15 protein-coding genes are annotated in these 13,651 nt (G+C 69.3%); 11 read left to right on the top strand and 4 right to left on the bottom strand.

Annotated elements, in window-relative coordinates; translation table 11 throughout:
• Positions 1-5 precede the first annotated feature (5 nt).
• The 11 genes from C666_RS07220 (at position 6) to C666_RS07170 (ending at position 9,091) form a co-directional block, all read left to right on the top strand.
• Positions 6-1,427, top strand: coding sequence for a hypothetical protein (locus C666_RS07220; protein WP_004336103.1), 1,422 nt, complete (start codon positions 6-8; stop codon positions 1,425-1,427).
• Entirely contained in the window at positions 1,424-2,014 is a 591-nt protein-coding gene (locus C666_RS07215; protein WP_004336102.1) for a hypothetical protein, read from the top strand. The genes C666_RS07220 and C666_RS07215 overlap by 4 nt, the downstream gene beginning before the upstream one ends.
• Entirely contained in the window at positions 2,011-2,481 is a 471-nt protein-coding gene (locus tag C666_RS19305) for a hypothetical protein (RefSeq protein WP_004336101.1), read from the top strand. The genes C666_RS07215 and C666_RS19305 overlap by 4 nt, the downstream gene beginning before the upstream one ends.
• Positions 2,478-3,713, top strand: a complete 1,236-nt coding sequence (locus tag C666_RS07205) for a hypothetical protein (protein WP_004336100.1) — start codon at positions 2,478-2,480, stop codon at positions 3,711-3,713. Before C666_RS19305 ends, C666_RS07205 begins: the two co-directional genes overlap by 4 nt.
• Positions 3,701-4,411: a type II secretion system protein gene (locus C666_RS07200; RefSeq protein ID WP_004336098.1), complete on the top strand. Its 711-nt coding sequence runs from the start codon at positions 3,701-3,703 to the stop codon at positions 4,409-4,411. The genes C666_RS07205 and C666_RS07200 overlap by 13 nt, the downstream gene beginning before the upstream one ends.
• Positions 4,412-4,448: 37 nt before the next feature.
• The gene (locus C666_RS07195; RefSeq protein ID WP_004336096.1) at positions 4,449-5,087 is read left to right on the top strand and encodes a prepilin-type N-terminal cleavage/methylation domain-containing protein; all 639 of its coding nucleotides are present in this window, start codon (positions 4,449-4,451) and stop codon (positions 5,085-5,087) included.
• Positions 5,088-5,271: 184 nt separating this feature from the next.
• Positions 5,272-6,252, top strand: coding sequence for a KpsF/GutQ family sugar-phosphate isomerase (locus C666_RS07190; RefSeq protein WP_004336095.1), 981 nt, complete (start codon positions 5,272-5,274; stop codon positions 6,250-6,252).
• The gene (gene lptC, locus C666_RS07185) at positions 6,253-6,831 is read left to right on the top strand and encodes an LPS export ABC transporter periplasmic protein LptC (protein ID WP_004336093.1); all 579 of its coding nucleotides are present in this window, start codon (positions 6,253-6,255) and stop codon (positions 6,829-6,831) included. It begins immediately after the preceding gene.
• On the top strand, positions 6,828-7,364 hold the full coding sequence (gene lptA / locus C666_RS07180; RefSeq protein ID WP_004336092.1) for a lipopolysaccharide transport periplasmic protein LptA: 537 nt from the start codon (positions 6,828-6,830) through the stop codon (positions 7,362-7,364). The genes lptC and lptA overlap by 4 nt, the downstream gene beginning before the upstream one ends.
• Positions 7,365-7,395: 31 nt before the next feature.
• Positions 7,396-8,172, top strand: a complete 777-nt coding sequence (locus C666_RS07175; protein WP_004336091.1) for an enoyl-CoA hydratase — start codon at positions 7,396-7,398, stop codon at positions 8,170-8,172.
• A 352-nt stretch (positions 8,173-8,524) separates the two neighbouring features.
• Complete coding sequence (locus C666_RS07170; RefSeq protein ID WP_004336090.1) at positions 8,525-9,091, top strand: phasin family protein; 567 nt, start codon at positions 8,525-8,527, stop codon at positions 9,089-9,091.
• Positions 9,092-9,230: 139 nt separating this feature from the next.
• On the opposite strand, the gene C666_RS07165 is transcribed toward C666_RS07170, so the two are convergent.
• The 4 genes from C666_RS07165 to glyQ form a co-directional block, all read right to left on the bottom strand.
• Positions 9,231-9,977 (bottom strand): lysophospholipid acyltransferase family protein, encoded by a 747-nt coding sequence (locus C666_RS07165; RefSeq protein WP_004336089.1) that lies wholly within the window; start codon positions 9,975-9,977, stop codon positions 9,231-9,233.
• A gap of 70 nt (positions 9,978-10,047) precedes the next feature.
• Positions 10,048-10,587, bottom strand: a complete 540-nt coding sequence (gmhB, locus tag C666_RS07160; protein ID WP_028792201.1) for a D-glycero-beta-D-manno-heptose 1,7-bisphosphate 7-phosphatase — start codon at positions 10,585-10,587, stop codon at positions 10,048-10,050.
• A 26-nt stretch (positions 10,588-10,613) separates the two neighbouring features.
• Entirely contained in the window at positions 10,614-12,701 is a 2,088-nt protein-coding gene (gene glyS, locus C666_RS07155; protein ID WP_004336086.1) for a glycine--tRNA ligase subunit beta, read from the bottom strand.
• Positions 12,701-13,615, bottom strand: a complete 915-nt coding sequence (gene glyQ / locus C666_RS07150) for a glycine--tRNA ligase subunit alpha (RefSeq protein ID WP_004336085.1) — start codon at positions 13,613-13,615, stop codon at positions 12,701-12,703. Before glyQ ends, glyS begins: the two co-directional genes overlap by 1 nt.
• Positions 13,616-13,651 lie beyond the last annotated feature (36 nt).

The raw sequence follows: 13,651 nt of genomic DNA, 5'->3' as shown, positions 1-13,651 counted from the left end.
CAGCCATGCCGACCCCCCCGATCCTGCTCCGTATCGATGCGCTCGGCCTGGAAGCGTTCCAGTGCCATGAACATGCGATCGTCCGCCTCGCCGCATTCGGCGAAGGCGAACGGCACACCTTCGCCGAATGGCTGAAGGGACGGCACCGCAAGGCCCGCTACCGCATCCTGGCGGACCTGCCCGATGAAAGCCACGAGCTCGAGACACTGCCTCGCGTGCGCGGCGCCGACCGCCGCGCCCTGGTCTCGCGGCGCCTCGCCACGTGGTACCCGCAACCCGCCTACGCAAAGGCCGAGACACTCGCCGTCGACCGCCAGGCCAATACCGAGCAGGTGTTGTTCAGCGGCCTCGCCCGTCCCGCGAGAATCGAGGCCTGGATAGCCGTCCTGCACGACGCCGGGCTTGCAGGCGAACGGCTGGTCCCGGCCAGCGAACTGATCGCCCATTTCCTGCCGAGCGACCCCGGCCTGGTCGTCAGCTTCAGCCGCGCAGGCATGCGCCTGACCCTGGCCGAAGGCCGCAGGGCGCGGCTGTCACGGCTGGTGGAAGGCTTCAGCGCCGAAACCTCGCTGCAGGACACGGAATGGCGGGCGGAAGTCGATCGCACGCTGCACTACGCCAGTTCCATCCAGCCCGGCCGCGGCGAGCGCATACAAGTCGTCGTGCTCGCCCCAGCGACGGTGGCCGGCGATGCCCCTCCGCCCCCCGGCGGCACCTCGCTGCGGCATCTCGATCCGGCGGAACTCGGCCCCCCCCTGGCCGATACCCCCGCCACGGACAGCAGCGCCTTGCTACTGCGCTGGCTGGCGCGGGCCCCGCGGCGCCTGGGCTGGCCCGATTCCGGCCATGGCGCAGCGACGCATCCGCGCCGCGCTCTTTCCTTCACGCTTGGCGCCGGGCTGCTGCTGTTCATCGGCGGGGCGGGCATGGCCGGCCTCGACTGGAAGGCAGCACAGGAAGCGCGCGAGCGGAACACCGCACTGGAGCGCGACATCGGCCGCCTGCAGCGCGAGCGCGCCGCAGTGGAAGCCGGACATGCAGACCTGGACGCGCCGCCCGCGCAGATCATCCACAGCATGCGCCTGGTCACCCGCGAACGCAGCGCGGCGGTCGCGCCACTCGCCGTCCTCGGCCCGATGGCGGCCATCCTCGACCACAGCCCGGGGCTTGCCCTGCAGACCCTGGACTGGTCGGCCTCGCCCACCGGCGACACAAGGCAGGCCTTCGCCCAGGTGAAGCTGAGCCTCTCTGCGGACACGGCCCGGCAGCCCCGGATGGACGCCGCCGGCAACGCCGCCCTCGACGCCTTCATCGCCCGCCTCTCGGCAACGGGCGCGCAGGACATCGGCCTGCGCATCGGCAGCGGGGGCGACGCCCATGTCGAGCTGCTCCTGCCACTGGGCCATACGCAAGGACCGCACCGATGAACCCCGTACGAACCGCCCCCTCGCCGCCCCCCGTCCCCGCCCTGCTGCTGGCCGCAGCACTCGCGGCTGGCGGCATCGGCGCCGCGTCCTGGTCAAGCGGTGCGCGAGACGAAGCCCTGGCGACGCTGTCGGCGACGCAGCGCTGGCATGCCGGCCTCATGGCCGAGATGGAGGCGCTGCGGCAGCAACAGCACGAACTGCAGCCCGCGCTCGAACGCTGGAAAGCCCTGGCCTCCGCAGGCGCGATGCAGCCGCCCGATCCCTCGGCCTGGACCGCCGGGGCGTCACGCATCCAGATACGGCAGGGCATCGGCGGCGACACGCTCCGCTTCGCCCCTGCACGGCTGCTGGAGGACACGAACGGCGTCCTCCTCATCTCCCATCGCCTGGAAATCGACGCCGCACTCCGGCATGAAGGCCGGCTCCCGGCGCTGATCGACGCGCTGGCTTCCATGCGCGGCGCACTGATCCTGCCCCGCGGCTGCACGCTGGCGCGCCGTGGCGAGGACGCGGCCAAACGCGTGCATGCCCGCTGCCGGCTCGACTGGCTGACGCTTTCCGTGGCGACCCGGGAGGCTTCGCGATGACGCACCCCAGGCATCGTCCCCCTGCCCGCACGGCTCTGCTCCTGGCCGCGGCCATCGTGGCGCCGGCCGGCGCCGCAACGAGCGCCCTCCCCGATGCGGCTACCGAGGCCGGCCTCGGCCGCCTGTTCTTCACACCCGACGAACGCCGCATCCTGGACGAACCGCCGCTCCCCTCCGCGCCCCCCGCGGCGGTCGTGGCAAGACCGATGCCCGCCGCACCACCGCCGCGACGCATCGACGGCCTCGTGCGCCAGTCGAGCGGAGCGCTCACGCTCTGGCTGGACGGAACGCCGGGCCCGCTGCCCCAGGCGCTGCGTGCGGCGCCGTTTCCCGCCCTGGAGCTGATTCCGCGACACAGCCCGCGTGAACGGCTGCGCACCGGCGACGCCTGGCAGCCGCCTGCGGACACGCCCCCCGCCCAGGCGCCGCTGGCCGCAGACGAGCAGGACGCGAGGCAGCCCGAATGAGGCGCACGCACACGCGGGCCTCCGGCCACGGCCTGATCGCCGCCCTCGCGCTCGCCATCCTGCTCGGCGCCGGCGGGCTGCTCGCCCACGGCGGGCTCGACGCGCGCTTTCGTGCCCAGGCCCAGGCGCGCAGCATCTCGGCGCTGTCGCAGGCGCGCGAGGCCTTGCTCGGCTACGCGATCAGCTACGGCGAAAGCCATGACGGCCAGGATTATGGCTACCTGCCCTGCCCGGATGCCGGCAACACGGGCTCGACCACGCTCGGCGCCTGCGGCGCTCGCGGCCTGTCGGCAGCCGGGCGACTGCCCTGGCGAACCCTCGCCCTTCCCGAACTGCGCGACGGCTGGGGAGAATGCCTGTGGTACGCCGTCGCAGCCAGCGTCAAGCACAACCCGAAGGCCACATCGCTCAACTGGGACAGCCCGGGCCAGTTCGCCCTGCAGGGCGACGACGGCGCGGCCTTGCCCGCCGCATCGCCGAACGGCCTCGCCATCGCGGTGATCCTCGCCCCCGGTCCGCCGCTCGACGGCCAGCATCGCAACAGCGGCAGCAGCGCCCCCTGCGCCGGCACCGACAGCGCCGCGAACGACTTCGACGCCTTCGTCGAAGCCGGCACCGGCCTCGCCTCCGGCGCTACGCTGCCTGTCCGGCAAGGAAGCATCGGCAGCCCCGCGCGCAACGATCTCATCGCCTGGCTGGGCGTAGACGACCTGTACGACGCCCTGCGCCGGCGCAGCGACTTCGCCACCTACATCGACCGCATCGGCGAAATCGCCGCACAGCATCTGGCCACGCGGCTCGCCGATACCGTGCTCCTCGCCCGGCATGCGCACGCGACGCCCGGCGGCCTGCTGTTGACCGGCGGACTTCCTTCGGCCGCGGAACTGGGCGTGCCCGCCCCCGCCGCCGCGGCCCACGACAACTGGCGCGACCAGTTCCACATCGCCCTGTGCAGCGACGGCAGCGCATGCATCGGCTTCATCGACTCGACCCGCCCACACTCGGAAAGCTGCCGCGCCGTACTGCTGTTCGGCGGCGAGCGCATCCGCGACGGCAACGGCCGCCAGCAGCGCAATACTCCCGCCGATCGGGCCGACATCACGCAATACCTCGAAGGCGACAACCCGCAGCACTTCGCACTCGGCATCCCCGAGTTCCATGGCGCCCCCGGATTCCGGATCTCCGACCCGCGGCGCCCCGCCACCCAGGACGTCGTCCGATGCCTGAACTGAACATACCCCCCGGGCCGCCCCCGTCGCGCACGCTTTCCGGATCGTGCCAGGCCGGCTTCACCCTCGCCGAACTGGCGGTGGTACTCGTCATCCTCACGCTGCTTTCGGGCAGCCTGCTGGTTCCGCTCGGCAGCCGCATGGAGGCCCGCGACCGCCAGACGACGATCGAACGCCTGCGCGACATCCAGCAGGCGCTGACCGGCTTCGCCATCATCCACGGCCGCCTGCCCTGCCCCAGCATCGAGGCGGACCCGGCCCAGCCCGGCTACGGCCAGGAAGCCCCTCCGCCCTGCGACACGGCGGTCGAGGGCATTCTGCCGTGGCGCACGCTGGGCATGCCCGCCACCGATGCCTGGGGCGGCGAGCGCCTGCAGGCCGGCGACGGCTGGGGTGGCCACTGGCGCTACCGGGTCGACCGCAGCTTCAGCGACCACCTCATCACGCCGGAACGCATGCCGGCGGACGGGCTGCAGATCTACGCGCACGACGGCCGCCGCATCACCACCAGCGATTCGCAAGCGGTCGCACTCGTGTTCTCGGCTGGCGCCAACCGCGGCGCCGACGGGCGCAATGCCAGCTACTCCGCCACCCATCCCGAGTACCAGGCAGGCGAGCCCACCGCCGGCTTCGACGACCTGCTGGTGTGGATCGGCCGTCCGCTGCTGATCGCCCGCCTCGCCCAGGCCGGGCGCCTGTAATCCCGTTCTTCCAACCCCGTTACCGGAGGCATCGCGCATGAAACCCCGTCAACAAGGCTTCACCCTCGTCGAAATCGCAATCGTGCTGCTGATCGTCGGCCTGCTGCTGGGCGGCGTGCTCAAGGGCCAGGAGTTGATCGACAGCGCCAAGGTCAAGAACCTCGCCCAGGACTTCCGCACCTTGCCGACACTGGTCCACGCCTACCAGGACCGCTTCCGCGCCCTGCCGGGAGACGACGCCCGCGCACGCTTGCACCTGTGCCCGGACAGCGGCGAGTGCACCGGGCAAGGCGATGGCAACGGCGTGATCGACGGCAACTGGGACGACGCTGCCGACAGCGAATCCTTCCGCTTCTGGCAGCACGTGCGCCTGGCCGATCTGGCGACCGGCAGCAGCGACACGGACAACGCCGGCTACCTGCCGCGCAATGCGGTGGGCGGACGCCTCGGCGTCCAGCGCGGCGGCAACCTGCTCGGCATTCGCGGCGCCATCCTGAGCTGCTCGGGCGGCATCCCGGGCAAGCTCGTGCGCCAGCTCGACCTGGCACTGGACGACGGCGACCCGGCCGCCGGCTCGATGCGCGCGGGCAGCGACAGCGGCGGCTCGCTCATCATCGTCTCCACCGACAACCCCCTGGACGACAACGCCAGCTATACCGTCTGCGCCAGCCTGTAGCCCCTCCCGGCAAGCGGCGGGGCGGCGGGGGCGAGGCATCCGGCCGTTTCCCCGGCGCCGGGCGGCGCTCCGACTGTTATACAATTGCGCGTCTTCGCCGGCGCGGCGCAAATGCATGTCAGCACTGCATCGGCGATATGCGCGACCGACAGTCTCCAGCCTGAAGCAGCGACGCCCGCCCCCAATGACCCAAGCCCCCGAAAGCCCCACCCTCGCGCTTGCGCGCCGCGTCCTTCGAATCGAGGCCGCAGCGGTATCCGCCCTGGCCGACCGCCTGGGGGCCGAGTTCGAGTGTGCGGTCGAGCTCATCCTGCGGCGGCGCGGGCGCGTCATCGTCACCGGCATCGGCAAGTCCGGCCACATCGCGCGCAAGCTCGCCGCCACGCTGGCCAGCACCGGCACGCCCGCCTATTTCGTGCACGCGGCCGAGGCCGCACACGGCGACATGGGCATGATCACCCCCGAGGACGTGGTGATTGCGCTTTCGAACTCGGGCACCAGCGAGGAAGTGCTGACCATCGTGCCCCTGGTCAAGCGTCAGGGCGCGCGGCTGATATCGATCACCGGCCGCCCGGAATCGCCGCTGGCGCAGCAGGCCGACATCCATCTCGAGGCCGCCGTCGCCGAAGAAGCCTGTCCGCTCAACCTCGCGCCCACCGCCAGCACCACGGCCGCGCTGGCCCTGGGCGATGCCCTGGCGGTCGCCCTGCTCGACGCACGCGGCTTCGGCGCCGACGATTTCGCCCGCTCGCACCCCGGCGGCGCGCTCGGCCGGCGCCTGCTGACGCACGTCGGCGACGTCATGCGCGCCGCCGATGTCGTGCCCATGGTGGCAGCCGACGCGCCGCTGACCCAGGCACTGCTGGCCATGACCGCCGGCGGCATGGGCATGACCGCGGTCTGCGACGCGAATTCGCGCCCGATCGGCATCTTCACCGACGGCGACCTGCGCCGCGCGCTGGAAAAGGGCTGCGACGTCCGCAGCACGAAACTGACCGACGTGATGACGCGCAACCCGCGCTCGATCGGCCCCGAAGCGCTGGCCGCGGAAGCAGCGGAATTGATGGAGCGCATGCGCATCAGCCAGTTGCTGGTGCTGGACGCCGCCGGCGGCCTCGCCGGCGCACTCACCACGCACGACCTGATGCAGGCCAAGGTGATCTGAGTGGGCAGCACCTACCGCCTCTACCCGATCATCGTGCTCGGCCTGCTGGCCGGCGCCTCCGTATGGCTGGAGCGCGTCACCCGCGTCGAAGACCCGGCGGCAGCGGCCGTAGAACAGACGGGACCGGACTTCATCGCCAACGGCACGCGCGTCGTCGGCTACGGTGCGAATGGCGCGCAGCGCTACGAACTGTTCGCCGACCGCCTGAGCCATTTCCCGCAAGGCGACATCACACGGCTCGACATGCCGCGCCTGCGCATGATCAGCGAAGGCCGCGAAACACGCATCACCGCCCGCCATGCCGAAGTATCGCCGGGCGGCGAACAGGTCGACATGCAGGGCGAGGTGCGCGTGCGCCGCCCCGCCGTGGCCGACGACCCCGCCCTGGCCCTCGACTCCGAAACCCTGACCGTGTGGCCCGACGCCTATCGGGCCCGCACCGACTCACCCGTACTGCTGACGCGCGGCGCGACGCGCGCCGACGCCCTGGGCATGCGCGCCGACAATCTGTTCGGCACGCTCGAACTCATCGGCAAGGTTCACGTCAACATGCCGCGCCGCCAAGGACCCGCTTCATGAAAGCCTTGATCCCGACTCTTCTCCTCGCCCTCGTGGCCATCGGCCAGCCCGCGTTCGCCGAAAACGCCGACCGCCAGCAGCCGGTCAATATCGAAGCCGACCGCATGACGGTCGATGACCGCAACAAGGTGCATGTCTTCGAAGGCAACGTGATCCTCACCCAGGGCAGCCTGCTGATCAAGGGCGACAAGCTCGTCGTCACCCAGGATGCGGCCGGCTTCCAGAATGGCGTGGCGACCGCGAACCAGGGCAAGCTCGCCACCTTCCGGCAGAAGCGCGAAGCCACCAACGAATACGTCGACGGCGAGGCCGAGCGCATCGAATACGACAGCCGCAACGAGAAGGCGCGGCTGTTCAATCGCGCGCGGGTGACCAGCGGCGGCGACGAGGTGCGCGGCGCCTACATCGAGTACGACGCGATCACCGAGAACTATCTCGCGACCAATGCACCGGGCAGCAAGCCGGCCGGCGACGGACGCGTACGCGCGGTCATCCAGCCCAAGAACGACAACAAGACTGCCACACCGCAGTAATCACCCTTCCTGCAACACGCTTGGAGACAGCATGAATTTCGAACTCATCATCACCGAAACCCGCGGCCGCGTCGGCCTGATCACCCTGAACCGGCCCAAGGCGCTGAACGCCCTCAACGACCAGGTCATGGACGAGATCGGCGCTGCACTCGACGGCTTCGAAGCCGACGACGGCATCGGTGCGATCGTCATCACCGGCTCCGAGAAGGCCTTCGCCGCCGGTGCCGACATCGGCGCAATGGCTGAGTTTTCGTACATGGACGCCTACAAGGGCGACTACATCACCCGCAACTGGGAGCGCGTGAAGACCTGCCGCAAGCCGATCATCGCCGCGGTTGCCGGCTTTGCGCTGGGCGGAGGATGCGAACTGGCGATGATGTGCGACATCATCATCGCCGCCGACAGCGCCCGATTCGGCCAGCCCGAAGTCAAGCTCGGCATCCTGCCCGGCGCCGGCGGCACGCAGCGCCTGCCACGCGCGGTCGGCAAGGCCAAGGCCATGGACCTGTGCCTGACAGCACGCTTCATGGATGCCGCCGAAGCCGAGAAGGCCGGCCTGGTGTCGCGCGTCGTGCCTGCGGACAAGCTGGTCGACGAAGCCCTCGCCGCCGCCGAGACCATTGCCGGCTTCTCGCTGCCCGTGGTCATGATGATCAAGGAATCGGTCAACCGCGCCTTCGAAAGCAGCCTCAACGAAGGCCTGCTGTTCGAGCGCCGTGTGTTCCACTCCGCCTTCGCGCTCAAGGATCAGAAGGAAGGCATGGCCGCTTTCGTCGAAAAGCGCAAGCCGGAATTCGGCCACGACTGACCCGCCGCGATGCTGCAGCGCACGGGAACGGCCGCCTAGAGGCGGCCGTTCCCGTTGCGGCCCTCCCTGCGCGGAATCCACCTTCCGCATCCCCGCGCGTCATGCTCCCGTAAGGATTCCCCGGCATGATGCGAAGCGAAAGAACAGGCCCCGCGCACAGGCATCCTGGCCGGCAGGCTTTCCCGGCAAATGGCGATAGAGAAAAATAATCACATCACCATTGTGCGATGCACAAAAAATGGCTTGACACGGAAGTCCCCACCCCTATAATTCAGACCATGCTGCAACGCAACATCGCGGCAGAATCGAAGTCCGATGTTCCTGCATTGACCCATTTCCCGAGGAGATATCCATGTCCGCCTTCATCACCCCCGAGCAGTTCGCCGCCTCCAACAAAGCCAACGTCGAAACCCTGCTGACGCTGGCCAACGCCGCTTTCGCCAGCGCCGAGCGCCTGGCCGCCCTGAACCTGAACACCGCCCGTTCGATCCTCGAAGACGGCGTTGCCAACACCAAGGCGCTGCTGGCCGTCAAGGACGTCCAGGAACTGCTGAACCTGCAAACCTCGCTGGCCCAGCCGATCGTCGAGAAGGCCGTCGCCTACGCCCGCAGCGTCTACGAGATCACCTCGCAGAGCCAGGAAGAAGTGTCGAAGGTCCTGGAAGGCCAGGTCGCCGAGCTGAACAAGGGCGTCGCCACCGCTCTGGACAAGGCCGCCAAGTCGGCTCCCGCCGGTTCGGACGTTGCCGTCGCCGCCGTGAAGTCGGCCATCGCCGCCGCCAACAGCGCCTACGACAGCCTCAGCAAGACCGCCAAGCAAGTCGCCGAAATCGCCGAAGCCAACGTGGCTGCCGCGACCAACGCCACCGTCAAGGCCGTCAGCACCTCGACCAAGACCGCTGCCAAGAAGGCCGCCTAAGTCTTCAAGGTTTCAGGCTTCACGAAACGGCCCCGCATTGCGGGGCCGTTTTGCGTTGACGGCCACGCCCGCCCCCGTTCTCGCCATGGCGAAGGCCGGCGCAGGTTCCGGACTCCGAAGACCGGGCAACGATGCCTGCTTACCGGCGCGATCCCGCAGCGGGCTGATCATCGTAGTGATGCGGGAACAACCGCCGCATCTCGGCCTCGATCCATGCTTCCGCGCGGCCATTGATCTCGTCGGCCTTGACGCCCTTGACCTCGATCACCGGCCCGATGCTGACGACGATCTCGCCCGGGCGCTTGACGAAGGCATTGCGGCGCCAGAACTCGCCGGCATTGTGCGCAACCGGCACGACCGGCACCCCGGCGCGCTTGGCCAGAATCGCGCCGCCCGGCTTGTAGCGGCCGGTCGTTCCCGGCGCCACGCGCGTCCCCTCGGGGAACACCACCACCCACAACCCCTCCTTCAGGCGCGCCCGGCCCTGTTCGACCACCTGGCTCAGGGCATCCTTGCCCGCCGAACGATCGATGGCGATGCCGGGAATGCTCGCCAGCCCCCAGCCGAAGAACGGCACGCGCAGCAGCTCACGCTTCAGCACGTAGCACAGCGGCGGAAAGATCTGCTGGAGCGCGATCGTTTCCCAGGCGGACTGGTGCTTGGAGAGCACCACCGCGGGCCCCGCCGGCATGTTCTCGGCGCCGATGAGGCGATAGCGGATGCCCAGCACATGCTTGATGACCCACATCATGATCGGTACCCAGGATGTGATCAGGCGGTGCCGCGTCATCGGCGGCAGCCAGAAGATCAGGATGGCGAACAGCGCGTACGGTACCGTGATCAGCGCGAGCAGGACGGCGAAGACGAAAGAGCGGATCAGGTGCACGGTCGGGACTCGGGAAGTGGCCGCGCCGGACGCTGGCGGCGGGACGGATCGGGAAGACGGCGCGGGCGGATCAGCGCGAGGACGTCAGCTCGCTGGCAACGGCGTCGAGGTCGGAGAAGACATGCGTGCCCGGTGGCAGGTCCGGGCTTTCGCGCGTCGCCTCGCCCTTGCCGGTCAGCACCAGATAGGGCTCGCAGCCCAGGCGCACGCCGGCCTGCAGGTCGCGCAGACTGTCGCCCACGCAGGGCACGCCGCGCAGATCCACATTGAAACGCTCCGCAATCTGCAGGAACAGGCCGGACTTCGGCTTGCGGCATTCGCAGGTCGAGTCGGCGGCATGCGGACAGAAGAAGATCGCATCCAGCCGCCCGCCCACCTGGGCCAGGCTGCGCACCATCTTCTCGTTGATCGCGTTGAGCGTGTCCATGCCGAACAGGCCGCGGCCGACGCCCGACTGGTTCGAGGCGACGACCACGCGCCAGCCCCACTGGTTGAGGCGGGCGATGGCTTCGAGCGAACCGGGGATCGGTTTCCACTCGTCGGGCGACTTGATGAACTGGTCGGAGTCGACGTTGATGACGCCGTCACGGTCGAGGATGATGAGCTTCAGCGGCATGGTCGTTGATCCGGGCTAGGTCAGGCCGACAGACGCGAGATGTCCGCCACCTGGTTCATCAGGCCAGCAAGCTGGGCGAGCAGGGCCAGGCGGTTCTGGCGCGTCAGCGGCTCTTCGGCCATGACCATGACGTCCTCGAAGAACCGGTCCACCCCGCCACGCAGGCCCGCGAGCACGCGCAGCGCCTCGCGGTAGTCCTCGTTGGCGACGTGCGAACGCACCAGCGGCGCGACCTCGACCACCCGCTGGAACAATGCCTTTTCCGCCTCTTCCTGCAGCAGGGCGATGTCGGGCTCGCCCGGCGTGCCCTCCGCCTTTTTCAGGATGTTGACGATGCGCTTGTTCGCGGCCGCCAGCGCATCGGCCTCGGGCAGCGCGCGGAAGGTTTCCACCGCCGCGAGTTTGGCCGGCACGAGATCGATGCGGGCGGGCCTGAGCGCCAGCACGGCGTCGATCACCGCGCCGTCGCGGCCCGTCTCCCTGAGCAGGTTCTTCAGGCGCTCGAACATGAAGTCCTGCAACTGCGCGGCAAAGCCCCCGGCCGTCAGCAGGCCCGGCTTGAAGCCGGCGGCGGCGAGGTCGATGAGGCGCGGCAATTCGAGCGGCAGCGGCGTTTCCATCAGGATGCGCAACGCGCCCAGCGCGGCGCGGCGCAGCGCGAAGGGGTCCTTGTCGCCGGTCGGCACCATGCCGATGCCGAAGAAGCCGACCAGCGCATCGAGCTTGTCGGCCAGCGCCACCGCGGCGGCGACGTTGCCCACCGGCAGCGCATCGCCGGCGAAACGCGGCTGGTAGTGGGCCTGGATGGCGTCGGCCACGACCTCGCCCTCGCCGTCGGCCAGGGCGTAGTAGCGGCCCATGACGCCCTGCAGCTCGGGGAACTCGCCGACCATGTCGGTGACGAGATCGGCCTTGGCCAGGCGCGCGGCACGCTTCGCCGCGACCGCGTCGGCATGCAGCAGCGAAGCGATCGCGCCGGCCAGCGCCTCGACACGCTCGACGCGCTCCAGCACGCTGCCGAGCTTGTTGTGATACACGACCGGCGCCAGGCGCGGCAGGCGGGCTTCGAGCGTCTGCTTCTTGTCCTGCTCGAAGAAGAAACGCGCATCCGACAGGCGCGGGCGCACCACGCGGGCATTGCCGCTGATGATGTTGGACGGATCGGCCACCCGCATGTTGGACACGATCAGGAAGCGGTTGAGCAGCGTGCCGACGCCGTCGAACAGCGGAAAATACTTCTGGTTGGCGCGCATCGTCAGGATCAGGCATTCCTGCGGCACGGCGAGGAACTCGGATTCGAACTCGCCGACATACACGGTCGGATGCTCGACCAGCGCGGCGACCTCGTCCAGCAGGTCGGCGTATTCGCCGAGCAGCGCGCCCTGCCTTGCCGCTTCGGCCAGCAACTGGCGCTCGATGTCGTCGCGGCGTTCGGCGAAGCTCGGAACGACCTTGCCTTCGGCCAGCAGCGTGGGCTCGTAGGCATCGGCGCTGGCGATGTCGATGTCGCCGCGGCTCATGAAGCGATGGCCGCGCGTGCTGCGGCCAGCGTCGAGGTCGAGCACGCGGCCGGGCACGACCTCGGCGCCGTGCAGCATCGTCAGCTTGTGCACCGGACGCACGAACGTGGCATCGCCATCGCCCCAGTGCATCACCTTGGGAATCGGCAGCGCCTTGATCGCGTCCTGCACGATGGCCGACAGCACGTCGGCCAGCTTCGCACCGGGCACAGTGGCGGTGTGGAACAAGGCTTCGGCCTTGCCGTCCAGGCGGCGCTCGAAAGCGGACACCGCATCGGCCGGAATACCCTTCGCCTCCAGCTTCTTCAACAGGGCCGGCGTCGGCCTGCCCTCGACGTCGAGGGCGACGGAGACCGGCATCAGCTTCTCGGTGACTTCCTTCACCGCACCTTCGGCGGACACGCCCGCCACCGTCACCGCGAGGCGGCGCGGGCTGGCGAAAGCGCGGAAGGCCGCGTCGGCCGGGGCCAGCCCCTTCGCCTTCAGGCCTTCGGCGATCTTGCCGGCAAAGGTCTCGCCGAGGCGTGGCAGGGCCTTGGGCGGCAGTTCTTCGGTCAGCAGTTCGACAAGCAGGGTCGCGCAGTTCATCACACGCCCTCCTTCTTGGCGCTCAGCATCGGGAAGCCGAGGGCTTCGCGGGATTCGAAATAGGCCTGCGCCACGGCGCGCGACAGGTTGCGGATGCGGCCGATGTAGGCGGCGCGCTCGGTCACCGAGATGGCGCCGCGGGCATCGAGCAGGTTGAAGGTGTGCGCGGCCTTGAGCACCATCTCGTAGGCCGGCAGCGCCAGACCGACATCCATGATGCGCTTGGCCTCGGATTCATAGCTGGCGAACAGCGAGAACAGGAAATCGACGTTGCTGTGCTCGAAGTTGAAGGTCGACTGCTCGACCTCGTTCTGGTGATAGACGTCGCCGTAGGTGACCTTGCGGCCGTCAGGCGCCACGGACCACACCAGGTCATAGACGTTCTCCACGCCCTGCAGGTACATCGCCAGGCGCTCGATGCCGTAGGTGATCTCGCCCAGCACCGGCTTGCAGTCCAGGCCGCCGACCTGCTGGAAGTAGGTGAACTGGGTGACTTCCATGCCGTCCAGCCATACCTCCCAGCCCAGCCCCCAGGCGCCCAGCGTGGGGTTCTCCCAGTCGTCCTCGACGAAGCGGATGTCGTGCGCCATCGGGTCGATGCCCAGCGCGCGCAGCGAATCGAGGTACAGCTCCTGGATGTCGAGCGGCGACGGCTTGAGCACGACCTGGAACTGGTAGTAGTGCTGCAGGCGGTTGGGGTTCTCGCCGTAGCGGCCATCCTTGGGGCGGCGCGAAGGCTGCACGTAGGCGGCACTCCACGGTTCGGGGCCGATCGCGCGCAGGAAGGTGGCGGTATGGCTGGTGCCGGCGCCGACCTCGAGGTCGTAAGGCTGCAGCAGCACGCAGCCGCGTTCGCCCCAGAAATGCTGGAGCGTGAGAATGACTTGCTGGAAGGTGGGTTTCTGAACGGACATGGCGCCTTGGACGGTGGGGCGGCCCGGAGCCGCACT

Source organism: Thauera linaloolentis 47Lol = DSM 12138 (assembly GCF_000310205.1).
In the GTDB taxonomy this organism is placed as follows: Bacteria; Pseudomonadota; Gammaproteobacteria; order Burkholderiales; family Rhodocyclaceae; genus Thauera; species Thauera linaloolentis.
The sequence above is the reverse complement of the archived record's forward strand: the minus strand, read 5'-3'. Positions and strand labels throughout refer to the sequence as shown.